Below are 24,588 nucleotides of genomic sequence, written 5' to 3' on the forward strand. Positions count from 1 at the left end.
CCCGTTTTATACAAGCTGTGAAAAACAAAGTTTATACTAATGTGGGAACAGGGCAAATATAGGAATTTTATTTAGACAAAGACAAACATATCTGCTTATTATTAGGTGGGTAGGGGATGATTTAGATTAAAAGATGAAATTCATACGTTTTTCATGAGTTATGGGCATAGTAAGGCGGAGGGTATCTTTTCCTTTCTTGAGAGGGGGCAGTGGGTGTGTTAATACTCTAAATAAAGACTATCCAGATAGAAAATCACAGATAAAACAGTTAAATATCCGCGTCAATCTATGTAGTTCGTGCTTTTGTACAGCAATTTACACACCCCCTATCCCCTCTCAAGAGGGGAGGAAGTTACTCTCTGTATATGATAATCGTAAGATAAACTGATACCTTATTTCACAAATAAGGTTACAGATCCATAGGTAACGCCTTGTCCAACCAGCAGGCTCAATCATTTATTATTATGGCTGAAAAAATTATTTTGACTGCCGATCTTTACGACAACGCCGTCACGGAGCGAAAAGGCGATTACACAGCGAAGCCCCGTATTACAGGAACAGTACGAAACCATCAGATTGCCGAACGCATCCTGGCAAGAGGTTCTGAATTACGTCTGGATACAATCGAGTATATCCTGGGTATGAGTGATCAGGAAAAGGTAACTGCTATTGCCGAAGGTAAAAGTGTTGTTGACGGTGTAGGCCAGTACATGGCTACTATTACCGGTTCCTTTGAAGGTGAAAAAGCTGCTTTCGACCCTGCTAAAAACATACTCACCGCCAGTTATGTCCCCGGCAAACTACTGCGTGACACATTGAAAAATGTGGAGATAGATACTCGTACGGCTGTCACTGGCCCGGTCATCAACTCGATTATTGACTCTACAACCGGTGAAATGAATACCCAACTCACTTCTGCTGCCCCTGCTGTTATCAGTGGGTCCAATATCAAAGTGGCCGGTGACGATGCGGGTATAGGTGTTTTCTTTACAAAAACCGGTGGTACGGCACAGAAATGTTCATTGCTGATCCATAACAATCCTTCGGAACTGACTGTTATGATGCCTGCTCTTGAAGACGGCGAATACACGTTGAGCATCATTACCCAATCGGCTGCGGGTAACAAGCTCGTAAAAGAACCGCGCACTTATACCTTCCCGGTATTGCTTTATGTGGGTAACAAACCGAGTGGTGGAGGAGGAGACCGTCCTGAAATCGAGTAATACTATCCGATCAACGTTGGTTAGACCGATTAACCAATGGCAGAGACACTGTCTAACCGGAGGCAGTTAAGACTTCTAACCAACGTTGGTTAGGTTATGCGCCTAAAATATGTTAAATGAAATAAAGTACTTAAATTCTAATATTTACCTATTTGCACATGAAAAAGATTAATACAAGCCAATCTAAACTAACCACCTCTCTGATTTGGCTGGTGTTTTTGGGAGGTATTTTAATATCGCTGCCTGCTAAGGCTCAAACTACTGTGAGCGAGTTACAACAATTGATTAATGATGTTCCGGCTAAAGGGACGAAAGTTATTGATTTAGAAGGAAAAACTTACCAACAAGCCGATATGCTGGAAATTACCGGAGGTAGGAATATTACTCTAAAGAATGGTACACTTTTAAGATATAACTTTTATTCTCCCGGAACATTTGTGCATGTGATGGATAGTTATTTGACGTTAGAGTCTGTTGTTGTAGATGGCAACGAAAAAAATAAGAATACGGTAGGTCCTCTCATTAGTTTACGAAGTTCAGAACTAACAGTTAAAGCAGGAACAGTAATAACTAATAATGATATAACGAGCAAAGTAACAGCCGGAGGTGTTATGGTAGACGGAAGTTCTTCTTTTGTTATGACAGGAGGAGAAATAGGTGGCTGTTATGATTATAACATGGGGCAAGTCTATGTTGCTAAAGGAGGGCAGTTCACAATGACTGGTGGTACCATCCGTTCTGTTTGTACCGAAGGCAATGCTACAATAGGAGGTTCAGCCAAGATTACATCTTACTTTAGACTGAATGGAGAGTATCATCTGATGCTTTCTTCTGCTTTGGAAAATGTAATTCCTGTTTGGAGAATATTGGCAAAAGAAGGTGCCATTGCTGTGACAGCTACGGATGGATACACTTTGACAACTGACGATGTTGCTAAATTCAAGGATTATCAAAATAATTGGTCTTTTGATCTAAAAGATGGCAATATTATATGTACCGAACAGTCTTCCACTGTGAACAGCGAAGACGAACTACAGAAGAAAATAGATGCGGCTCCGGTAGGAAGCACAGGCTCTCCCACCTCTATATCTATTGGAAATGTGGAAATTACGAAAGGTGTCACTATTGATGGTAAATATATTACATTGACAGGAGGGAGCATTATAGGAAACAGCAGTAATTCCTGGATTACCCTGAAAGGAGGAGGACTTAATTTGAATCAAATAAATATAACTCGAAAAGGATCATCAAATGGTTCACCTGTATATCTCGACAGAGGGGGACAATTGATTATCAATAATTCAATCATTGACGGCGAACGGGCTTTGGAAGGTGCTATCAATGTAGGATCCCAGTCCGGATCCATAGTAATAAATCAGGGTACAATAAAGGGTATTATTTCCAATATGAATGCTTCATTAACCTTTAACAGTGGAAGTGCTACTACTATATTTAGCAAAGTACCGGTCAAGTTGAGTGGAAACGTGCAGATAAGTGGTGGTGTCTCATGTGAAATTATTTTGATGAGTGCCCCTCTTTACAAGTTGAAAATGGCGATATTAAACCAATCTTCCAATGTTATAGCCAGCGGTACAGGTGGTTTCATTCTGACGGAAAACTATCTTTCCATGTTTGAATGCATTGATACCGAATATAAATTGGTGTGGAAAAACAATCAGATCCTTTATGAAAAGACAGGTGGAGAGACACCCTCTGTAATAGAGACAGAAGATGAACTGCAAAAAGCCCTTGATGCTGCATCCCCAGGTTCTGAATCTGCCCCAACGATCATACCCATCAAGAATGTGACATTGACAAAGCCTCTTACCATCGATGGTAAATATATAACCTTCAATGGAGGAAGTCTGGTATCTTCTAACAGTTCTGCTAAGATAAACATCAAGAAAGGCGGACTTATTCTGGATAATATTTCACTCTCTGCCGGATGGAGCAGTTCCGGTAAATTCATTACAGTAGGCAGCAATGGAACACTGGTAATTCGTTCGACAGCTACTATCAGCAGTAACTCCAAAGACTTGAATTTGATTTATATAGAAGCAGGAAGTACGTTGAAAAATGAGGGGATTATTACCGGATGCATATCGAGTAGCGGTATACTCTATTTAACCAATGGTACAATTCACGGCCAGGTGAGTTCTTTTGGCCTGTTTTACCTGTCAGGAACAGTGAAGATAGATACCGGAGTCTATCTTTCCGGAAGTGCCGCGATAACGATGACGAGTGTTCCTAAATATCTATTGCAGATATTAACCGACGGTGAATCATCCACTGTCGTAGTTAAAGGAGGAAGTGGTTTTGTTCTTTCTGAATCGTATTTAAATAAGTTTGTTTGTATAACGGAAAACTGGCAGTTTATCTGGAGTAACAATCAAATTTTGGTAGTAAAAATACAAAGTACGAATTATAAAGTAACCTGGAATATACCCTCCGGTGTAACAGTCAAACCGGAAAGCGGATATAATGCAACTTCTATCGTAAAAGGTGCTGATTTCAAGTTTACAATCGTCTTTCCTTCCAATAAAAAAGTAATTGTAAAGCAAGGTTCTATCGTGATAACTCCCGATGCGAATGGGGTCTATACACTTACCAACATTCAGGCAGATATAGTATTGACAATAACGTTGGAAAATAAAATAGGATATACGGTAACTCTTCCTTCTCAAACCGGTTTTGATATTAAAGCTGTTGACGGATATGACGCTTCACTTATACTGGAAGGTGCTGATTTTAAATTTAGTATCAAACCGAAAGCTGGGTATGAACAGTATATTGTAAAGGTGTTTGTCAATAATACGCTTATAACTCCTGCCGGCGGATCGGTATATACTATTGTAAATGTACATGCCAACTTGGTTGTGAGAATAGAGGTAACACCACCAGTCATTGAAGGAGTGTTCAATATTATTTGGAATGCAGATGAAGGAGCAACGTTAGTTCCGGAATCCGGCTATGATAAGAATACAGTGAATCCAGGGGATGATTTTAAGTTCCATATTGTAACAGATGCCTTACATAAAGGTTGGGAGATACTGGTACGGGTTGACGGTATTCTTCTTTCTCCTGACATTTGGGGTATATATACCATATCAAACATTCGTTCGAATAAAATTATAGAGATTACTATATCTGAAGTATTTAATATAACATTCGTAAAACCGAGAGAAGATGTAAAAATGGTGGTTGAAACGGGTTATAATCCGGAAAGGGTACTGGCCGGAAATGATTTCAGATTCCGACTGGAGAGTAAGTATAAAGCCAACCAGTTACAGGTGATAGCCAATGGAGAATTATTGATACCTATAAATTCTGTATATACTATTTACAATGTATATGAAAATAAGACTATAACTGTAACTGTCAATACTTCTGTCGGAAATGAAGATATTCATTCCGACCGGGTAGAAATAGTAATAAGGGATCATAAACTCTGCATCAAGCATCAGGAGATGAAAAATATACCTTTATATATAACTTCATTCGGAGGAAGTATCGTTAAGACAAGCCTGCTGAATGGAACCTACACTGAAATAGATATTCCTGTCAAAGGGGCATATATTATTTTCTTTGAGGGATTCAGTCAGAAGATTGTAATAAAATAGTAAAGTAAAGTATTAAACAGGCATGGGTTTCATAAGATAAAAGAAGTCCATGCCTGCTTTTTATATCGAACGTCAGCGATCGGAGAAAGTAGTTTCCTGGCATGTTATTTTTCTCCTTCTGCAGGCTTTGATACCGTCTGTTGTTTCGGTTGCGGTGTATTGTCTCCATTATATAATTCATTCTTTTTTTTATTCGCATTCTGTACCAGGCTGGTTACATAAACGGTAAAGATAGGGAACATCATCATCCCCAATGCAGCCAGCAGGACCGATAATATCCTTCCTGTCGGGGTGACGGCATATATATTCGAACCGACTGTCGTCACGTCCATAAAAGCCCACCAGAGGGCGTCGTCGTAGCCGGTTACCTGCGGGTTTACCTTGTGCTCGATCACGAAGAATATCAGGCTGGAGAAATAAACCGTTGCCAGCAGCATGGTCAGATAAGAGACGAACAAACCCGAAGCTTTGTTCGATGACAGCCAGCCCACCACGATAGCCAGCGCATAGCCGCTACGTGCCAGCGGAATGAAACGCAGGAAATAGGTGATCTCCGGAGAGAACTCGATCCCGTAATAATTAATAATATTCAGATAAGGAATGGATACGATCAGGAAGATAAAATGGCTCTGCAGATAATATAATTTACGTTTTGATAAGAAAAACTCTAAAACGAAATCGGCAATGAAGAACATACATATCCAGAATTGTATTTTCAGATATGACCCCTGCGTCATAAAGGGAATATTCTTGAATGTATCGATTGAAATTACAACAATAAGGAATAGCGAAAGTAACAAAATGACAACATGCAATACTCCGTATATTCCTCTTTTCTCATAAATAATATCACTGAAAGCAGACTTCATTGCGTTTAATATTTAGGCGTTTAGATAGAAATATTTTAGGCTATCTAACAGTAGAAAGACTGATTTTGTTTTTAACACTATTCTGTTAATTAACCTAGTTTGACATCTTGTTGACAAACTAACACAATACCGATTTGTTTTACTGACATATTTAAAGCGAAACTAAACAAAACAAAATTCACATTTAAACAGTAAATTCATGGCAAATGTAGGAAAAGCAGTAAAACTTGGAGTTTTTACTCTTGCAATTATGAATGTTACGGCGGTAGTGTCTCTCCGCGGACTACCAGCCGAGGCTGTATACGGATTAAGTTCAGCCTTTTATTATCTCTTTGCGGCAATTGTCTTTTTGATACCGACATCGTTGGTGGCTGCCGAGCTGGCTGCTATGTTCCAGGACAAACAAGGTGGGGTTTTTCGATGGGTAGGGGAAGCCTACGGAAAGAAGTGGGGTTTCCTTGCTATCTGGGTACAATGGATTGAAAGTACGATCTGGTATCCTACCGTATTGACTTTCGGTGCCGTTTCCATCGCCTTTATCGGAATGAACGATGCACACGACATGACTCTGGCTTCAAACAAAATGTATACACTGGTTGTAGTGTTGATCATTTACTGGCTGGCTACCTTTATTTCACTGAAAGGATTGAGCTGGGTAGGTAAAGTTGCTAAAGTAGGCGGTATTGTCGGGACGATCCTTCCGGCTGCCTTGCTGATTATTCTAGGAGTTGTTTACCTGTCTATGGGCGGTCATTCGAACATGGACTTCCACGGTGATTTCTTCCCGGATTTCTCTAAATTCGATAACCTGGTGCTTGCTTCCAGTATCTTCTTGTTTTATGCCGGTATGGAAATGGGTGGTATTCACGTGAAAGATGTGGAAAATCCATCCAAGAACTATCCGAAAGCTGTATTTATCGGTGCGCTGATCACTGTGATCATTTTCGTTCTGGGTACTTTCTCACTGGGTATCATCATCCCGGAAAAGGATATTAACCTGACACAGAGTTTGCTGGTTGGTTTCGATAACTATTTCAAATTCATCCATGCTTCCTGGTTATCTCCGATCATTGCGGTCGCATTGGCATTCGGTGTGCTGGCAGGTGTATTGACATGGGTTGCCGGTCCGTCAAAAGGTATCTTTACTGTTGGTAAAGCCGGTTATCTGCCTCCATTCTTCCAAAAAACAAACAAGATAGGTGTTCAGAAGAATATTCTGTTGATACAGGGACTGGCTGTTACATTCCTGAGCTTATTGTTCGTTGTAATGCCTTCCGTACAGAGTTTCTATCAGATCCTGTCGCAGTTGACCGTGATCCTTTATCTGGTTATGTACCTGCTGATGTTCTCAGGTGCAATCGCATTGCGTTACCGGATGAAAAAAGCCAATCGCCCGTTCCGTATCGGTAAACATGGTAACGGTTTGATGTGGTTTATCGGCGGTCTTGGTTTCTGTGGTTCATTACTGGCGTTTATATTAAGCTTTATTCCACCGAGTCAGATTTCTGTCGGTAGCAATACCGTTTGGTTTGCCGTATTGATCATCGGTGCTATTGTTGTCGTAGTTGCTCCGTTTATTATCTATGCTTCTAAAAAAGCATCCTGGGTCGATCCGAATTCAGAGTTCGAACCGTTCCATTGGGAAGAAGCAAAAGTACAGGCTCCTGCAGCAGGAACTACTGCTCAGACTGCCAATACAAATAGCGCAAACGCAACAAAGAATACAACCAGTACAACAAATACACCCACGTAATCATACTTATGTAATTTCTATTCTACGTACTAAAGAGAAGAGGGGCGGAACCTGGGAAGGTCTCGCCCCTTTATTATACTTAGTGCGGGTGCGGATTAACGGACTATTTCGATGGAAGCAGTTCCCAGTAAACCGGCTTTCGTACTTCCCCGGTACATGGTCGGGACAGACAGGTAGTAGTTGGCTGCCGTATTGTAAAGCAGTATTTCGATCCGGTTGTCTCCGTCTTTTACATATTCTGTGATGTCGAAACGCCAGGGAGGCGTTAGCTTTAACCCGACTTTTTGTTTGTTTACCCAGACTTCGGCTGTAGAGATGATTTGTCCCAGATTCAGGTATATTTTATCGCCGGAACGCTTTTCCAGGCGGACATTTTTCCGGTACCAGGCACCGCCGGAATAGGTAGAAAGACCTTCTATCTGTGTCCAGTCTCCTGCAGATATCAATCCGTCTCCGCAGGTCTGCCTGATCGGTCCGTCGATAGCGGCACCTCCGGCATTACCCCACGGCTCTTTTATCGATATGGCTATCGTCGATATACGTCTGGAAGGGTTGGTTACGGTTGCCTCGTAACGTGTCAGGCCGTCCGGACGTCTCTCTTTCACGGTCAGATCGCACAGGCTACCGTTTGCCCATACCTTTGTTTCACCGAAGGCCGAGAACTCCAGTTTTTGAAGGCCGGGAGCCGATGTAAAACGATATTGTCCGTAAGTCGGTTCTTCGGTTCTCTTTACGTCGAAAGGCAATAGTGACAAGTCTCCCCGGAAATTCATCGCAAGCGGCTTTTCTGCGATAGTTTCTTTTACTATGCGCGGGGTATCTCCGGCTTTGCGTATCACACAATAGGTCACTCCGAATGTGTCATAATGGAGGACGATTTCGTTGGTCCCTTTATTGAGCGGAACGGTAGAAGCGGATGGATTGCTTGCTTTTCCGTTTATATAAACCTTAGCCGGCTTGAGTTCTCCGAATACCAGTTGATAGTTACCGGCTTCGGGTGCCAGGACATTCGAATAGAGGTAATAGTTTTTATTCCCGCTGGGATCTTCTACACGAATTGTTTCCCTGAATTCTTTTTCGAGTTTGCCCATACGGATAAACTCGTCGTGCACAGTGGCTTTCAGTCCGTGCCATCCCTGATGCCCGTAGTCGTTTTCAACTCCCCAGCGCCATGAGAAGTCATAAGGTTTCCAGGAATATCCTTTATTGTCGATGATTATCCTGTTACTCTGGTAAGGAAGATGGGAGAGAAGCTCTTTCTCCGATAATTCGGGTACGGCTTCCAGTATCATAAACTTGGTACCGTAAGTGAAAGTCTGGTTTCTCCATTCCGAATCGTCGAAAGAAGGAGATTGCCAGTCTTTTGTTTCGGAAGAAGCCTGGTTGTATCTGGCTTTATAGATATAGGCTCCCAGAAGTTCATCCGTAGCAGGCCAGTGGAAATCACCGAACTTATTGTTTAGGGAGGGTTTGAGGTCGAATGACCATTCTCCGTCCAGCAAAATGGTGTTGGCAACTTTTTTCTGGTCAGGATTTGCAATTACTACCTTTTTAGCCGGGTCGAAGACGAATAGATGAAGATCCTGCTTTTCCAGCGGCATCCGGATAACGGTTCCCTCCGGTGTTACTTTTGAGGCAGTGATTTCTTTTGTTTTTCCTGTCCAGGAGTCCCATAGTTCGAGTCCTCCGGTAGCACGGAAAAAGCATTCGCTGCCCGAAGGCACATTATACACGGCATAGAGGTCTTTGTTTCCCAGTTTGCGGTGCATGATATAGGGTGTATCTTTTTGCGGATGCTGTGACAGGATACGGAAATCGCGGGTAAGATTTGTGTCGATAATATCCAGGACCTCTTTGTTTTCGTTAGCAATAAATGCATTCCTGCTATCCGGCCCGAACAGTTTGTTGAGTATCGACCGGACTTCGGGATCGTTCAGTCCTTTCTTCTCTGTTGCTTCGGGCAGCTCTCCCAGGTTGATGACGATCCCCCCGTTTTGTTTGAACCGGAGGGCCTTTTCCAGAGAAGAATGACGAATCGCTTTCATGGACGGGATGATCAATACCCTGAATTCTTCACCGGAGATATTGATCTTACCGTTTTTAATACTGGCTTTGGCAAGCGATTCATAATCCATGAAGTCGAAATCGATGCCTTCCTTATACAGATATTCTCCCAGGCTGAATGCTTTCTGAACTGCTGTGTTGTCATAACCGGCTACGACTGCTTCTACCGGATACAGGATAGCGACATCTGCCCGGTGATATCCCTGCGAAAGGATATAGCTAAGACGTTCGGTACATTCCAGGAACGGTCCCATCTCTTCCCAGTAAGGCATGTGGGTGTGGTTGCAGGGAGGTGCCCATTCCCACCATCCTCCCATCGTGCTGTAGTAGAAACCATGCAGGCTCAGTAAGTTTTGTCCCATCACGAAGTTAGCAAATGTGGCATCGGTCAGATTGGCTGTATTGGTGTCCCAGTTACTACTGTGGAAACCTTCCAACCATACTCTGGGACGTTGGTAAAGATGGGCAATTGAAGAGGCTACTTTGTTCTTTATTATATCTTTTCCGAGATTCGGCTGATCGCAACCGGGCGCCTGGTTCCATCGCTGGGTACGGAAATAGTCGCCGAACTCGCTGACATCTTTTCCCCGTCCGCCGTGATCGCAGCCGTAGATCAGATTACGGTCTTCATGCCATTTATATACCGGTATAAAGAAGTTTTCTTCGCTTAACGAAACCATGACATCATTGTAATCCAACCGTATTTTAGGAGTGGTACTACCGATATCTGTGAACAGGCCGGCAAGATAAGGCATAATATCGTACCCTTTCCGTTTTTTGAACTCGTCCCGGAAGATTGCGTTCCATATATAGCCATGCAGGTTGAAGTTCAACTCATCGGAAAAGAAGAAGTTGAGTCCTCCTTTGGATTGTTCCGGAAAACGGTCTTCAAACCGTTGGAAGAAATGTTTGACATAGCTTTTTCCTGAGAGAGGGTGCATCGGATCGAGTGAAGGTGTTTTAGTAGTACTGTATACCTGTGTTACGATCCAGTCTCCTTCGGGTGACTGCCATTCTATTTTATTGCCTGTGACCTTTTTGGACAGGTCGATGCCGGAGTTCTCAATGATCTTTCCATCCGTTCCCAACCGGTAGGCATAGAGGGAAAGTAATTGTTCGTGGCAGGCCTTTTCATATTTGTCGCGGATGGTGTCGCTTTCGAATTTCAGTTCGGCACCTGTTAGTCCCGGATTTTCCTTCAAGGCATCGTCGACATAGGAACCTTGGCCTACTCCCAGTGTATAATCGCTGAGGCTGACGGTCATATTTCTTTTTTTCGCTTCATCCATGAACCATCCGAACAGCTCCCACCATTCTTCCGTGAACAGGGCCGGTTTGGAAGGAAAAGTAAGACCGTAGCTGACTCCTCCTTTATCCGAATGGGCATAATTGACCTGTAGGCTGGTGACTTTTTTGGCAGCCATCTGGTCCAGATGATAAATAAGATGTTCTTTGGTCAGTGTATCTCCCATCCACCAGTAAAAGGGCACTTCTCCATATCCTTTGGGAGGTGTTGCAAATCCGCTTTTCAAATCTGTTTTACCGGAACGGTCCGGATGACCGGGAGCCAACTGTCTTGTCTGGGCAGACAGGATCTGTGACAGAACGCATAAGGTGAGGATAAGGAGCTTTTTCATGGGTGATTAGTTTATGTCCATAATAAAACAAAAATAGGAACTAATCAGGAGAAGAATGTTTCAAATATGATATTATTATTATGTGTTTTGATCTAAAAAACAGAGAGATACTATGTTATGGTATCTCCCTGTCTTGCTATAATCAGTGTTGCGGGACGTTTTTTGCGTCAGCTATCCGCCCGCTGAGTATGGATTGTCTGCGATTGTCCCAGTATTTGCAATCAAGCTCAAAAAAGGTCGATGTGTAGGGCTTTGTCAATCCTGTTTTAATAATAACCACTTCGAATAGGTTGCTGATACTATCCAGGCGGCCAATCAGGTTATCGTGTTCGATATGCATTATTTCAGATGGTGATAATACCTTTTTCATTTCCTCTTTCAGGTTTGCTATTCCCGGACAAATGTCCTCTTCCAGAAAAGATAATTCTTTATCCTGGTAAGTATGGGCATACACATGTGAAGAGTTATCCAACATCTTTTTTACTGTGCCTAGCACCTCTGTATAGGGTTCGCCTGCATACAAGGTGGTGATGCCTTCTTTGGCTTGTAATGGGTAAGCCATGTCCGTTATGACTATCCAGTTGCGGTGGCCTAACAGCGGAAGTTTTTCCTGCAAGGCGGTTTGCCAATTTGCGGAGTACTGAGTCTGTAGCTCTGTTGCAGGCTCTTTTTGAATGCTGCAGCTTAGAAACAAGTTGGCCAATAAACAGTATATTATGATCCGTTTATTCATAATTCTATCGTTTGATAATTTGTTTATCTCCTTCCGGCAGGTTAAAATCTTTCAGTCTCATCTCTTTGTTATTACCGACGATAAGAGATTTCAGTCGGAGTGAACCGTTGATCACTTCGATGGTAACATCATTTTCAGTAACCTGGATAGTTCCCCATGCATATCCGTTACTCCAGAAATAATTTCCGGGGCGGTCCGTAATTTTCATACTTTTATCGACACCCGAATATTGGAAGTCGCTTAAGGCGATGATGGCAGACCAGCTTGCCATTGAACGGGCGTAATGGTGTCCGCATTCCGGTTCGCTGAAAGGGTTCCGTTTGGCTCCGTCGTGGCGTTCACGTACAGACCGGATACAGGTTAGGCCTTCTTTTTCCATGCCTTCGTAAATCATACCTACGGCGGCACAGTATTCAAATCCGGTCATTACCTCTGCAAAGTAAGGAAATGGAACTTCCAAACGTCCTTTGGGCCAGGAAGCCATAAGCAGGCCGGATTCATTGCCCATTACATAAGAACGCATATTATTGAAGTGGCGGCTGAAGTCTGTTACATAGTTATATTTCATAATGCTGTTCATAGTCGTATGAATGTGATCTTTGTTCCCCAGGTAACCCAATCCGCACAGATGTGCCATGTATTGACCGACCAACTGATCTGCCAGGCAACCGGGACCTAGCTGGAAAGGCGGGATCTTGACATTAGGATTATTTATGTCCAGATATTCAAATGTTTCCGGATCGGTGATTTTATGTTCATAATATTCGCCATTGAACAAATTCTCATCCATCCAGTTACTGCCTTTTTCAAATAACGTGTGACACTTTTTCGCGAAGTTTTTGTCTTTCATGGCTATAGCCATCTTTTCAGCAGCCTTTAATGCTCCCATATACCAGAAGCCCATTTGAGGGTTTGGACCATAATAGTTCACGTCCATAGTATTATGCTGGGAACCTTCCATGACACCATCCTGATTGCCGTCCCATCCTTTTTCCGTCCAGGCATAGGAAAGAACTTTCTTTATCTGTTCCCAATTGCTTTTCAGGAAATCGGTATCGCCTGAAAGCTGCCATTCACGGTATATCTTCATAATACAGCCCATTTGTCCGTCAGCTGCTGCACTGTTCTCTTTACTCGCTTCCGAGAGCGGCAAAGAGGCCCTGAAGTTCATCAAACCATTTTCTTTGGTGGCATAATTGAACTCTACATCCCGCATGGTTTTTGCCAGTTCTCCGAACAGATAAGGAGTTGCCACTTCATAATTCCATACATGAGTGCATGAACCGGCACATGAACCGAAACGGTCCATTACACCTTCCCATCCCATCATATGCCCGCTGGGTAAACGAAATACGGTCTGTGACCGCAAAGTGGCGAGGTTAAACAGAGCTGCTTCTTTTACAATATCCGGATAAGATGTATTGAGTAGGGCGTTAACGAAGGATAATGTTTTCTTTTCCAGTCCGGGTATTTGTGGTATAATTGTCTCTGCTGCTTTCCAGGCATCGGGATATTGCTGGCTGTAATAGTTGCCGACAACAGTGGAAGACCAGGCTTTCCGGTTCGGAAAATTCCAGGTGATATAGAAAGTAAATGTTTCCGTACTTTGTGCTCCTACGGTTTTTTTTACAGACAAAGAGGCCATCGGGTCTTCATCTTCCTGTTTGTTCCGTTCCGTCAGCATGCCGTCTGCGCTGAAATCGTCCCAGAAGTTTAGGATGCCATTGTTCCAGCTATCGGCTTTGGAGGAGGTCCGGTAGGTTACGCCGTCGGTTGCCTGGGTGGTAAGGGCGACAGTTCCCCAGGCCGGATCGTTTTTATCCACACCGTCCGAATAAAGATAGATTCCTTTTATTCCGTTGCTTTCAATGTATTTGTTCTTATTGTCTTTCACGCCGACAGGTATGTAATCACCTTTCCAGTCTGTGCGGAATTTACTTCCGTCTTTACCTATGAAGTTGCGCATGGAACCACAGATGGCAACGTCCATCGGTTGGTTGGTGGTGTTGGTAACTTCGTAAGAGAGAACTGCTACAGGTAGTCCGCTCGATTCCGCATCGCCCGGAATCAGCGGGTTAAAACCTTTTATTTTCACTTTTACAGGCAGATCTTTATCAGACAAGTGTACTTGCCCGAAAGGATAGGCAGCATCGAATGACGCCTGTGCAAAGCGGGGAAGACCATGATGATTTACCGGACGGCCTTCATAATGAAGATATTCCTGGGGATATAAAGGCCCCGCCAGTAATGTAGTAGTAGCTTCCCGGTTCTGCGGTTTGGCATAGATTGCAAAAAACGGAGCATTATTACCGGTTGTTACCGTACTGTATTTCTTTGCCGGAACATTCATAATTTCCCAATCCCGGAGTTCTCCGCGACCACCGAGTGATACTGTCCCGGTCCCGATTCCACCTAACGGCAATGCGATCTGGTAGAGGTGTCCCTGGTCGTATTTTTTAAGTACGGGCCATTGTTGCGGCTTCCATTCCTGAGCCGCTATGATACCGGAAAGTAATGTTCCGGTTACGATCAATTTGAATTTATTCATGCGTAAAATTAAGTATATTAATTGAAAGGCTGGTTATACTATGCCTTACTAACCAGCCTTTCGGTTTTATAATCAGATTACCAGTTCGGATTCTGTGTCAGATTCGGATTATTATCTCTGGCGTTTTGCGGGATAGGCCACAAATAATGCTTGGAAGAATCGAAAGTCCTGTTTTGTCCCAGGAATTTTTCCTGCGTATAGTCTCCGATCGCAGCCTTTTCATCCTTATTAATGCCATATCCGGGTTCATTCAGAACTTTTTCTGCGGTTTTCCAGCGGAGGATATCGAAGTAACGTTTATGTTCCGCTACGAATTCATGACGTCTCTCTCCACGGATCTTTTCACGCATTTGTTCCTGTTTGCCCAGTAGTTTATCGACAGAAGGCAAACCGGCACGTGCTCTTACCTTGTTCACATTCGTGGCAATTTTTGCATTGCCCGGATCATACTCATTCAATGCTTCCGCCTGGATCAACAAGACTTCCGCATACCGGTAAAGGCTGAAGTTGGTCCATGAGTTTGCTGGCTTAGCTAATGTTTGATCGTTATATTTCAGATACATATATCCCGTAATGCCGCCTCCCTCATTGTTTATGCGTTCAGGGTTGTTAAAGGCCGGATGGGGCATATAAGGTTCATATTTACCGTTCGGACGGAGACATTCGTAACCCGGGAGGAAGAATGTCTTCTTCAGGCGTGCATCCCGGTTCTCCCATGGATTGTTCATGTCATACTCTTTCGATTCGTAGATGCTTTCACCATTCGTCATTTCGTACGAATCGACCAGCTGGCGTGTAGGGCAGAAGCTGGCCCAGCCTTGTCCGGTTATTCCTGTTCCGGCAGGCGAACAAAGGATCGGCAACATGTGAGTAATCTCGTCTTCCAGGTATTGTTTAGCCAGGATAACTTCTTTATTATTGTTATTGGCTTCTGATTTGAAGATGTAGGCAAAATCTTCTTCAAGATCATACATGTTCATATCGATCACTTTCTGGGCAGCATCGGCAGCTTCTTTCCATAGGTCGGCAGCATCCTGGTTATTATGGAATTTTTTGTAACTGGCCATATCCAGATACATGTCTGCTTTTAATGTAAGCGCGGCTGCCTTATTGATACGGCCGGTATTGGCTCCGCTGTAACTATCCGGCAGATATTCGATAGCTTTGTTTACATTTTCCAGTGCATAATCCAGGACTTCCTGTTTAGAACTTCTGGGTAGTGCTGCATTTTCTAATTCGATCGGTTTTTCTTTGATCAATGGAATATCACCGAAATGACGTGTCATTCTATAATATTTCAATGCCAGGATAAAACGTGCTTCTCCCTCGAAACGCTGTTTTTTCGTCTCATCGATGGTCATACCGTTCAGTTTGTCGAGATAATAGAGGATGCGGTAGATATCGCCGTAAGTCCATTCTTCTTTCAGGTAACCGGTTGCGGCGTTATGGATACCCTGGCAAATGTAACCCAGGCCACTTTCGCCCCATGAATTTGTCATTAGAGAGTTATCGCTTTCACAGTCTCTCCAGAAGTCGCGTTCGCCGGGTAAAAGAGGATAAAGAGCATTTATCCCTTTCTCTGCGTCTGCTTCTGTTTGCCAGAAGGTATTTTCTGAAGCCTGGGATAACGGATCTCTGTCAAGAAAATCGCTGCAGCTGCCTAATATGAGCGCTGAGGCCAACATGATATAGATACTGTATTTTTTCATATTTTATCAGAATTGAAGATTTAAACCAAATGCAAATGTTCTCGATAGCGGGTACCAGCTACCTTCCGGGTCGAAGCCGTCATAACCGGTAATGGTTCCCAGGTTTTGTCCGGACAAGTAAAGTCTGAGATATTGAATATTTACTTTCTCCAGTAGTGTTTTCGGGATCGTATAACCGATCTGTACGTTCTGAATTTTCAGGAAGTCGGCTTTACGGAGCCAGTAACTGTTGTATTGAGTATCGTTGGCTGTATTTGTCAGGGTCAGGCGTGGATAGGTTGCATCAGGATTTGACTCGCTCCAGGCATCCATATGCATTGGACGTGCATTCTGCGACAGATAGAAAGCCCATCCCTCGTATCCGCTGATATACTTTTTGACATTTAAACGGCCATACATATTCATGGAGAAGTCGAATCCTTTGTAACCGAAACGCAAGTTGATACCGTAATTTACAGGTATTTTTCTGTTCAAAACGGTACGGTCTTCTCCATTGATTTCCTTATCTCCGTTTTGATCTTTAAATTTGATATTGCCTGGCAGTACATTACCCTGTTTAGCATGATTGGCAATATCTTCTTCGTTTTGGAACAAACCTTCGGCCTCATATCCATAAGGTAGCTGGTAACGGTCGTTCAGGTAAGTGATGGCATTTCCTTCTATCCATTTATCTGATTCTCCCATTTCCAACACTTTATTTTTTGAAAAGCTGGCATTCGCATCGATACCCCATGAAAAATCACCTCGACTGTCATCGTAACTTACCAGAAAATCCATACCCTGATTTCTCATTTTCAAAAGGTTGGAAAGAGGTGCCGATAATCCGAACTCTGTCGGAACCGGTGGTGTGTACAGGATATCGCTTCTCAGGTTGTTGAAGTAATCTACGGTTAATTTGATCTTTTGATCCAGGAAACCAAAGTCGAGTCCGACATTTGTGAATGTTGAAACTTCCCAGGAGATATCCTTATTGATTGCGACGTTATTGTATGCGCCGCCGACCAGGTTATTGTTGAAGGCATAAATCTTAGGATTGTAAGCCAGCACCTGGGCTGTCGGGTAATAACCGACCTTTTCTGCATCTCCCAGTTTACCCCAGGAAGCTCTGATCTTCAGTTCGGATAGCCAGTCGATATTTTCCATGAACGATTCACGGTTGATATTCCATCCGGCAGAAAATGATGGGAATGTACCCCAGCGATGTCCTTTTGCGAAGCGTGACGAACCATCCCCCCTGATGTTCGCTTCAAACAGGTATTTGCCCTCATAGTCATAATTCAAACGACCGAACCAGGATTGGATAGCAACATCTTTTGCATTTCCTCCATTTTGTTTATTACTGCTGCCTGTATCGAGAACGTCAATATTGTCAAAAGGCATATTGTCGCGGGAAGCCCAGAATGTTTCATATTTGTAATATTCCTGGGAATAACCAGCCAGCACTTTGAAATTGTGTTTCGAATTGATACTGAAAGCATAATCTGTCGTAAATTGTAACTGGGTACGGAAATCATAGGCATTCGTATTTTTTAGTGACGATACCATATTCTCTGTTTTTGCAATATTTCCGTCCGCATCGTACAGGTAGTATGTATTGACCCTGTCCTTGTTCGTCTGGTCATGGGTATAGCCGGATACACTACCTTTAATATTCCAGTCTTTCAAAGGAGAATAGACAACATCGAAAATAGCCAGCATTTCTTTATGCCTTTCTTTGGAATAACCTGCTTCGTTTACTCCGGCTATCGGATTACTTGCCATGGAAGAACCGATTGCATACAGTCCGTTTGGTTCTCTGATCGCTGTAATCGGAGATATCCGGCTGGATTGGCTTTGCCAGTATTCTGTTCCTCCGTTCGGATTTTTGATATTCGTTTGCGTATATTGCATATTTAAACGGGCCGTCAGATTCTTTAATATCTGAAATTGCAGGTCCGGTTTAAAAATGAGACGGTTATAATTGTTATTCGGCAATGTTCCTTCCTGATAGTCGTTCGACACGGAAACACGGTAAGTGATTGACCTTTCCTTTCCCGACAAGGCGATATGGGTATTGTTGATAAGGGTATTTTTATTGTAAATCTCTTTATACCATTTATTGTCCGCATACTTTCCTGCTCGCAGATCCTGAATACCTTGTTCTCCAAAATAAGCGTCTTTTCCATCGTTCATCAATGCTTCGTCGTACAATCTCATATAGTCTTCCGCACCTACAAAATCAAGTTTGAACTGTGGATTCTGAATACCGATATTTGTAGAAAATTCCACTACCGGACGATCGGAAGCCTTTGCTGTTTTTGTAGTAATGAGAATAACGCCATTGGCTGCACGTGATCCGTAGATGGAAGCAGACGCAGCATCTTTTAGTACGGAAATGCTTTCGATATCGTTGGGGTTCAGGGTATAAATGTTACCCGGTATTCCGTCGATCAGAATTAATACACCGGAACTGCTGCCTATAGTGGATGTACCCCGGATATTAATGCTGGCTCCTGATCCAGCGGCACCACTACCTTTACTGACCATCATGCCCGGAACGGAGCTGGCCATCAATTCCTGGACATTGGTTACGGGGCGTGCTTTCAATACTTCATCTGTTTTTATCGTTCCTATGGCACCGGTCAGATTCACTTTTTTCTGTGTGCCGAAACCGACTACAATGACTTCATCCAGTGCTTGTGTATCTTCTTTCAAACTGATTTTGACCATGCTCTGGTTACCTATGCGGATTTCCTGGGGAATATAGCCGATATAGGAGATGAGTAATGTGGAATTACCAGGTATATCCAAGCTGAATTTTCCATCCATATCCGTGATTGTCCCTGTAGTAGCTCCTTTTATAGAAACATTGGCTCCAATAATAGGCTCTCCGTTTACATCTGTCACGACGCCTGTTATTTTTTTTGTGCCTTGCTGGCTGATAAGAGACGGTTTGTCCGTACCATTCTTTTTGAGTAATAAAATGTATTTATTGTCAAATTCGTAAGCAATATCCGTATCCTTGAATGCATCTTCCAGATAAGAAATGATTTTTCCTGTTTTTTTGTGAACAGTGATTGAACGTTCGGTATTTACTTCCCGGTTTCTGAATACAACCAGATAGTCAGTCTGTTTTTCTATTTGATTAATAAGTTGACCAACGGAAAGTACGTCTGTCTCCAGTTTTATGATGGTATTTTGTGCTTCAGAATTGACCGCAACCATCTGGAAAATGCAGACGAAGAGCATAACAAGTGATATTCTCATGATTCTAAAATATTCTTTAAAGTGTTTATCATGTACAATAAAGAGTGGTAACAAAGTTTTTATTTTCATATCTTTGCTAATTGTTAGGTGAATACTAATTTTAACTGCTAGTGTTTACTTGCTTCTTAACGGCGGATGGTTCCAACATCTGCCGTTATTTTTTCTAAAAGAGTTTTCCCATAGGCATACTATTTAAAAGGTTCGACATTCAATTAATTTAATGTGATGATATTGCTTTCTTCATCTTTTTGTATTTTAAATTTATGTATTTTCTGTATCATCCGGAGAATTTCGTCGATGCCGTCCCGTTGACGGAATTTACCTGTGTATTCCCATTTGAAAATAGAGGGGTCTTTGACTTCTATTTTTACGTCGTAGTAGAGTTCCAGCTTTTTCAGGATGTCGATAAGAAGTTCATTCTCAAAACTATATATTCCATCTCTCCAAAGAAAATAGTCAGGATGAGGTATAGAGCTGATTTGCATTTGATTTTCTTTTATTGTCACTTTTTCATCAGGCTTAAGGATCACTCCTTTCTTCCCGGAATGTGGAAAATAGACATGTAACGATCCTTCGAGCAGGCTTGTTTGAATATCTTTTTCGCCAGGATAACTGTCTACATTGAACTTTGTACCTAAGACCTTCATTTCTACTCCCTGGGAAGATACAATAAACGGTTTTTCCGGATTTTTAGCGACATCGAAAAAGGCTTCTCCTTCCACGGTCACTCGTCTTTCTTTTCCGGAGAATAAAGCCGGGTAAGTCAATTTGGTCTGAGAGTTAAGCCAGACTTCGGTTCCGTCCTGCAAAGTTAGTCTTACACGTTGACCGGCAGGTACATAAAGGGTGTTTTCGATGTTCGCTACAGGCTGTTGCGCCTCATAATGGCTGGCAGTGAGCCAATAGGTCGATAAAACGAGCAATGCAATGGCTGCAGCATAACTGGCTGCATGCAACATGGTTTTACGTATCTTTTTTGTCCGGATGATTTTGTTGAATAATATATATCCTTGCTTATTCTCCTCCTTATTGTCTGATCGGTCGGAAAGAGTCAGCAAGGCATTCATATTTTTATATTCGATGAATTGTTTTTTCAATTCACCGTCAGTCTCCACCAGTCTTAAAAGCTGTAACCTTTCTGTAGTATCGAGCTCTCCCTGGAAATATTTTATTATTTGTTCATTCATAATTTTGTCCTTATATATAGTAGACACCTGAACGAAAGAAAATCGTTAAACAAAAAATAATTTTTTTCGAAATTCTTATAAGGAAAGTAGAAACAGCAGTATCGGGAGGTAATCTTTGAGTTCGTTTCTTAGTTTTTTATAGGCAATACCTATTTGACTTCCAACGGTATTAATAGAAATATTCAGTTCCTGGGCAATCTCTTTCTGTTTTTTACCTTCAATTTTGCTCATGATGAATATCGTCCTGCATCTTTCGGGAAGGGAGTCTAATACGCGGCTAATGAGTTTTTCAATATCCTGATCGGAAAAAAGATTGTTATCGAAGGCTTCCAGTGAATCTAAATTCATTCGTAGGGAGATAGCGTATTCTTCCTGTAGTTTACTGGCTGTATCTTGTACGACAAGTTGGTGGCGCAGTTGATTCAGGCATTTATTTTTGATGGTTGTGAATAAGTAGGCGATGAGATTCATATGCATATTGAGCATTTCTTTGTTTTCCCAAAGTTCAACGAAGACATCCTGCACAATATTTTCGGCATCTTCATCCAGGATGACGTACTCTTTGGCAAAGTGTTTCATTTTTGAGAAATAAGAGAGGTAAATGTCTTCAAATCTGACATCCTCTCTTTGTTCGCCCAATACCTTTGTTTTCATTGATTGATAACTTTGTTCTAGAAGAACTACATCTAAAATATCTATTTATATAATTGATAATCAGATGTATAAATATTTGTATCATTTATAAAAAAACTTTGTATACTGTTCTTTGGATCAAATGATTTATTCCACACAATTAGGAACTTATCTTATAAATAACTTATATTTGTATTTCAATAAATATAATAGTTCTTCTAGAACTCAGGTTATTAGTGCGTTTATTTTTGTTTTTAGATACATCTGAGAAGTGCTTATTTAACTATTACAAATTTTCAGCCGTAAATTAATTTTATTTCCTATTGCTTTACGGAAAATTATCTTTATATTGCCGTTCTAAGTTAATCTGTTAGTATTCAGATAGATGCTCTTATCCTTTCCCTGGTACATTCTGAAGAAATCAGCGGCTGATAATTGTCAGCCATACGGCTGATGATTGTGAACCGTATGGCCGATAATTATCAACCATACGGTTGAAGGTTGTCAACCGCTGATTAGTCGCCGTACTAATTCAAATTAGTAAGCATACTTTTTCCGGTTACATCGGCATGAAATTCTTTATCGGTTACCGGGATTTTTTAATTCCGGATATTTAATACCATAATAACCTGTTATTGCAGCTAACAGAAAGTAATAATTATCTGCCAGGTAATTGTAGCCGGTAGGAGCTCCTCCTTTGGTCCGCCAATCCACACTTTGCAAATATCCCGGAAACAGACCGGAATGAGTATACTCCCGTTCATAGGTATCCATCATTTTAAATAAGATTTCATCTGCCTGTTCTTTCATGTCTGTATTGTAGAGCGCTTGTATAAAATGATAAGCAGTTTGCCCGCATAGTCCTCCATTTTCATAACGTCCCCAGCGGGTCATTTCATCCCATTTACCTTTATCTTCTTTCGATACGGGAACTGTAGGGCCTGGAACACCATAAACGAAATCATATCCTGCCTCTTTCATGTTTTTCAATAACTTTTTGATGATCCTTTTCGAACGCTCTTTTTCAACAAGTCCTTCATTAATGGCCATAGAGTTGACGAATGAAAATTGATAATCATGGATTTTCCCATCCTGACTTATCCATCCGGCATACATCCCTGTTTCTTTATTGTAGAATGTATGATTAAAAGCGCCATGAAACAGGTCTAAACGGGTCCGGATGGAGTCTGCCTCCGTTTTCATATCCAGTAAAGTATATATCTGGTGCATGCCGTTTAGTGCTTTATAGGCTAATATATTCAAATAAGCATCTTTATGACCGAAAGCAAAGTCATCCCACCAGTTCCAGCTACTTCTTCCTTCTTCGAATTGATTTCCGTGGAAGGGGGCTTCAAATATCCCGTCATGGTCTGTGTCTGCATCCAGTACACCTTTTACTAACCGGTTGATTTGAGGTAAATAATGACGAATAAAATCCCAGTCGTTCGTTGCAAGTAAATAATTATGCAAAGAGATCAATGTCGTTTCCGTACATTCCCAACCAAAATCTTTAATGCGGTTATTCTCCCCGATCCGTTCCTGCAACGCTATTTCTATAGAAGTTCGTAAAGCAGCTCTCATGGAGTATGTTCCCGGCAATTCAGGTGTGAACGGGATCATATCCGCTTTGAATGCCAGGGAAAGATGTCCGATACCTTCCAAAATAATGTTGTCTCCCATTGTCTGGTGTACCGGATTCACTGTAAATGAATTTTGCCAGCATCGTTTTAACCCGTTGAAGCGGGGATCTGAAAAATCACAGCCCGCTATTTGCGGATAGTTCTCATCCAATACTGTGAAGGTCAGACATGCTTTATTTATCGGTTTTTCAGAATGGAATGAAAGAATAACCGAACCTAGATGCACTGATTTTCTCCAGGCATGTCCGCCTCTGTTAAATGGTCCTAAGGATAATCCCGTATTTTCATAATCGGGAACAAAATGTTCCTGAATATAAACTTCATCCTGATCTGCTTCTATTTTAACCAGGCCATAATCAGGGAAATGAAGTACTGCCGGTAATCGAAAAGAGGCTTTTACTATTTGTGGGGTATAAATCGTAACAGGTGTGTCATATAATGTCGATGGTTTATTTTCTGTTTTCTCAGCCCATACTGACATGGGAGCGATATCCGGAGCTGTATGGATCCGGAAAAATTCATGGCTGAATTTGTTACCTCCTCCTCCGATCGTAATAGAAAATTGTCGTTCATTGGTCGGTATGACCGAGCAGTTCATTACTGTCTTATCAGGAAAAGTAACGTTCTCGTAACAAGTTTCCATCCCTTTGTATATTGCCGGATTTTGAGTCAGAAAGGAAGAATTGTCCCGGTTTATGAGTACACCTCCTTTTCCGGGACGTAATAATGATTTATCCAGGTATTTCCGGTTACGTCCTCCTGACTCTATATTCCAATAGGACATCATCGGGAAATTTTTGGACCATGATAGCGCATAGTAGGGGGAGACATACGTTATGAAATCACCGTTGGTATCTATCCGTACCGTGCTCTGCTCTTTCGGAGTGTTTTTCCCTGTCGTAATCGCATTCAAAACTTCAGAGAATGTTCCGACCCATATATCCGGACGGGAGGCAAGGAAGTCTACTAATTTTTTATGTTCATTTGCATCAACTGTCAGATAATCTCCTCCGACACCATGGAAGACAATAATTGCGAGTCCTCCTTTCTCAACAGCTTCCTGTACATAGGCTATCAATGAATCAGCAGAAATTCCGGTATGGGCGGGAAGTGTCGGTATCATCGCATAGTTCAGGCTGTCGGTATTTGTTATGATTCCGCGATCTCCTCCGCGTGCGAATCTCGACAGGCCTGAAGCTAACAGAGGCTTTGAATAATCTTCTCCTCCGGCTACGCATTGGGAACAAGGGTAAGCATACGCATGTTCTTTTTTTCCGTCTATTGCATACAGGAAGTTATTCATCATTCCGATTTCGATAAGCATATCTTTTACCGAATAGCATTCCAAAGAACGGCAAGGTTCTGCGGTCTGCCCGGTGGTCTGGGAGAGACAGGGATGAAACATACTGTGGTTTCCGAGTTCATGGCCCCTTTGACTGGCTTTACGCCATTCCGGGATATCTTCTTCTTTGACAACCTGCCCGTACAAGAAAAAAGTTCCTCTAAAATTGTGCTCTTCCAATTGTGGTATTACAATTTGAAGCTGAGATTTTAAACCGTCGTCATATGTGAGGATTACAGCTGCTTTTTTCCCTTCCGGCCAATGTATCCGGGCATGCGTATCGTGTACGATCAAAGAGAATAATAAAAAAATAATGGATATATTTTTCATGTGATTGAGTTTATAATTATTCAATAAAGGCTGTCCCAAAGAATGATTGAGACA

The 24,588-nt window shown here is 42.1% G+C and carries 12 protein-coding genes; 3 read left to right on the forward strand and 9 right to left on the reverse strand.

Features of this window, described 5'->3' with window-relative positions:
• Positions 1 to 464 precede the first annotated feature (464 nt).
• Together IEY67_RS02010 and IEY67_RS02015 are read left to right on the forward strand one after the other, a co-directional pair.
• Entirely contained in the window at positions 465 to 1,223 is a 759-nt protein-coding gene (locus tag IEY67_RS02010; protein ID WP_183670143.1) for a DUF4469 domain-containing protein, read from the forward strand.
• 158 nt (positions 1,224 to 1,381) lie between these two features.
• The gene (locus tag IEY67_RS02015) at positions 1,382 to 4,843 is read left to right on the forward strand and encodes a hypothetical protein (protein ID WP_183670141.1); all 3,462 of its coding nucleotides are present in this window, start codon (positions 1,382 to 1,384) and stop codon (positions 4,841 to 4,843) included.
• Positions 4,844 to 4,947: 104 nt separating this feature from the next.
• Here IEY67_RS02015 and IEY67_RS02020 read toward each other — a convergent pair whose 3' ends face one another.
• Positions 4,948 to 5,712, reverse strand: a complete 765-nt coding sequence (locus tag IEY67_RS02020; RefSeq protein WP_122374674.1) for a potassium channel family protein — start codon at positions 5,710 to 5,712, stop codon at positions 4,948 to 4,950.
• A gap of 199 nt (positions 5,713 to 5,911) precedes the next feature.
• On the opposite strand from IEY67_RS02020, the gene gadC reads away from it, so the two are divergent.
• Positions 5,912 to 7,465: a glutamine/gamma-aminobutyrate antiporter GadC gene (gadC, locus tag IEY67_RS02025; RefSeq protein ID WP_183670139.1), complete on the forward strand. Its 1,554-nt coding sequence runs from the start codon at positions 5,912 to 5,914 to the stop codon at positions 7,463 to 7,465.
• Positions 7,466 to 7,560: 95 nt separating this feature from the next.
• On the opposite strand, the gene IEY67_RS02030 is transcribed toward gadC, so the two are convergent.
• The 8 genes from IEY67_RS02030 to IEY67_RS02065 form a co-directional block, all read right to left on the reverse strand.
• Positions 7,561 to 11,166: a glycosyl hydrolase gene (locus IEY67_RS02030; RefSeq protein ID WP_183670137.1), complete on the reverse strand. Its 3,606-nt coding sequence runs from the start codon at positions 11,164 to 11,166 to the stop codon at positions 7,561 to 7,563.
• Positions 11,167 to 11,308: 142 nt separating this feature from the next.
• Entirely contained in the window at positions 11,309 to 11,899 is a 591-nt protein-coding gene (locus IEY67_RS02035; RefSeq protein WP_183670136.1) for an RbsD/FucU domain-containing protein, read from the reverse strand.
• Positions 11,900 to 11,903: 4 nt separating this feature from the next.
• Complete coding sequence (locus IEY67_RS02040; RefSeq protein WP_183670134.1) at positions 11,904 to 14,447, reverse strand: GH116 family glycosyl-hydrolase; 2,544 nt, start codon at positions 14,445 to 14,447, stop codon at positions 11,904 to 11,906.
• A gap of 77 nt (positions 14,448 to 14,524) precedes the next feature.
• Complete coding sequence (locus tag IEY67_RS02045; RefSeq protein ID WP_183670132.1) at positions 14,525 to 16,156, reverse strand: RagB/SusD family nutrient uptake outer membrane protein; 1,632 nt, start codon at positions 16,154 to 16,156, stop codon at positions 14,525 to 14,527.
• A gap of 6 nt (positions 16,157 to 16,162) precedes the next feature.
• On the reverse strand, positions 16,163 to 19,402 hold the full coding sequence (locus IEY67_RS02050) for a SusC/RagA family TonB-linked outer membrane protein (RefSeq protein ID WP_229800938.1): 3,240 nt from the start codon (positions 19,400 to 19,402) through the stop codon (positions 16,163 to 16,165).
• A gap of 212 nt (positions 19,403 to 19,614) precedes the next feature.
• Positions 19,615 to 20,589: a FecR family protein gene (locus IEY67_RS02055; RefSeq protein ID WP_122355272.1), complete on the reverse strand. Its 975-nt coding sequence runs from the start codon at positions 20,587 to 20,589 to the stop codon at positions 19,615 to 19,617.
• A 75-nt stretch (positions 20,590 to 20,664) separates the two neighbouring features.
• Positions 20,665 to 21,243 (reverse strand): RNA polymerase sigma-70 factor, encoded by a 579-nt coding sequence (locus IEY67_RS02060; RefSeq protein ID WP_183670127.1) that lies wholly within the window; start codon positions 21,241 to 21,243, stop codon positions 20,665 to 20,667.
• 558 nt (positions 21,244 to 21,801) lie between these two features.
• Positions 21,802 to 24,534, reverse strand: coding sequence for a polysaccharide deacetylase family protein (locus tag IEY67_RS02065; RefSeq protein ID WP_183670126.1), 2,733 nt, complete (start codon positions 24,532 to 24,534; stop codon positions 21,802 to 21,804).
• Positions 24,535 to 24,588: the final 54 nt, after the last annotated feature.

The sequence above is a fragment of the Parabacteroides faecis genome, from assembly GCF_014647375.1.
GTDB lineage: Bacteria > Bacteroidota > Bacteroidia > Bacteroidales > Tannerellaceae > Parabacteroides > Parabacteroides faecis.

Bases quoted from the DNA above. Each gene is read 5' to 3' on its own strand.
- gadC (WP_183670139.1), top strand. From the start codon at position 5,912: ATGGCAAATGTAGGAAAAGCAGTAAAACTTGGAGTTTTTACTCTTGCA.
- IEY67_RS02040 (WP_183670134.1), bottom strand. From the start codon at position 14,447: ATGAATAAATTCAAATTGATCGTAACCGGAACATTACTTTCCGGTATC.
- IEY67_RS02055 (WP_122355272.1), bottom strand. From the start codon at position 20,589: ATGAATGAACAAATAATAAAATATTTCCAGGGAGAGCTCGATACTACA.
- IEY67_RS02060 (WP_183670127.1), bottom strand. From the start codon at position 21,243: ATGAAAACAAAGGTATTGGGCGAACAAAGAGAGGATGTCAGATTTGAA.
- IEY67_RS02010 (WP_183670143.1), top strand. From the start codon at position 465: ATGGCTGAAAAAATTATTTTGACTGCCGATCTTTACGACAACGCCGTC.
- IEY67_RS02065 (WP_183670126.1), bottom strand. From the start codon at position 24,534: ATGAAAAATATATCCATTATTTTTTTATTATTCTCTTTGATCGTACAC.
- IEY67_RS02030 (WP_183670137.1), bottom strand. From the start codon at position 11,166: ATGAAAAAGCTCCTTATCCTCACCTTATGCGTTCTGTCACAGATCCTG.
- IEY67_RS02050 (WP_229800938.1), bottom strand. From the start codon at position 19,402: ATGAGAATATCACTTGTTATGCTCTTCGTCTGCATTTTCCAGATGGTT.
- IEY67_RS02015 (WP_183670141.1), top strand. From the start codon at position 1,382: ATGAAAAAGATTAATACAAGCCAATCTAAACTAACCACCTCTCTGATT.
- IEY67_RS02045 (WP_183670132.1), bottom strand. From the start codon at position 16,156: ATGAAAAAATACAGTATCTATATCATGTTGGCCTCAGCGCTCATATTA.
- IEY67_RS02035 (WP_183670136.1), bottom strand. From the start codon at position 11,899: ATGAATAAACGGATCATAATATACTGTTTATTGGCCAACTTGTTTCTA.
- IEY67_RS02020 (WP_122374674.1), bottom strand. From the start codon at position 5,712: ATGAAGTCTGCTTTCAGTGATATTATTTATGAGAAAAGAGGAATATAC.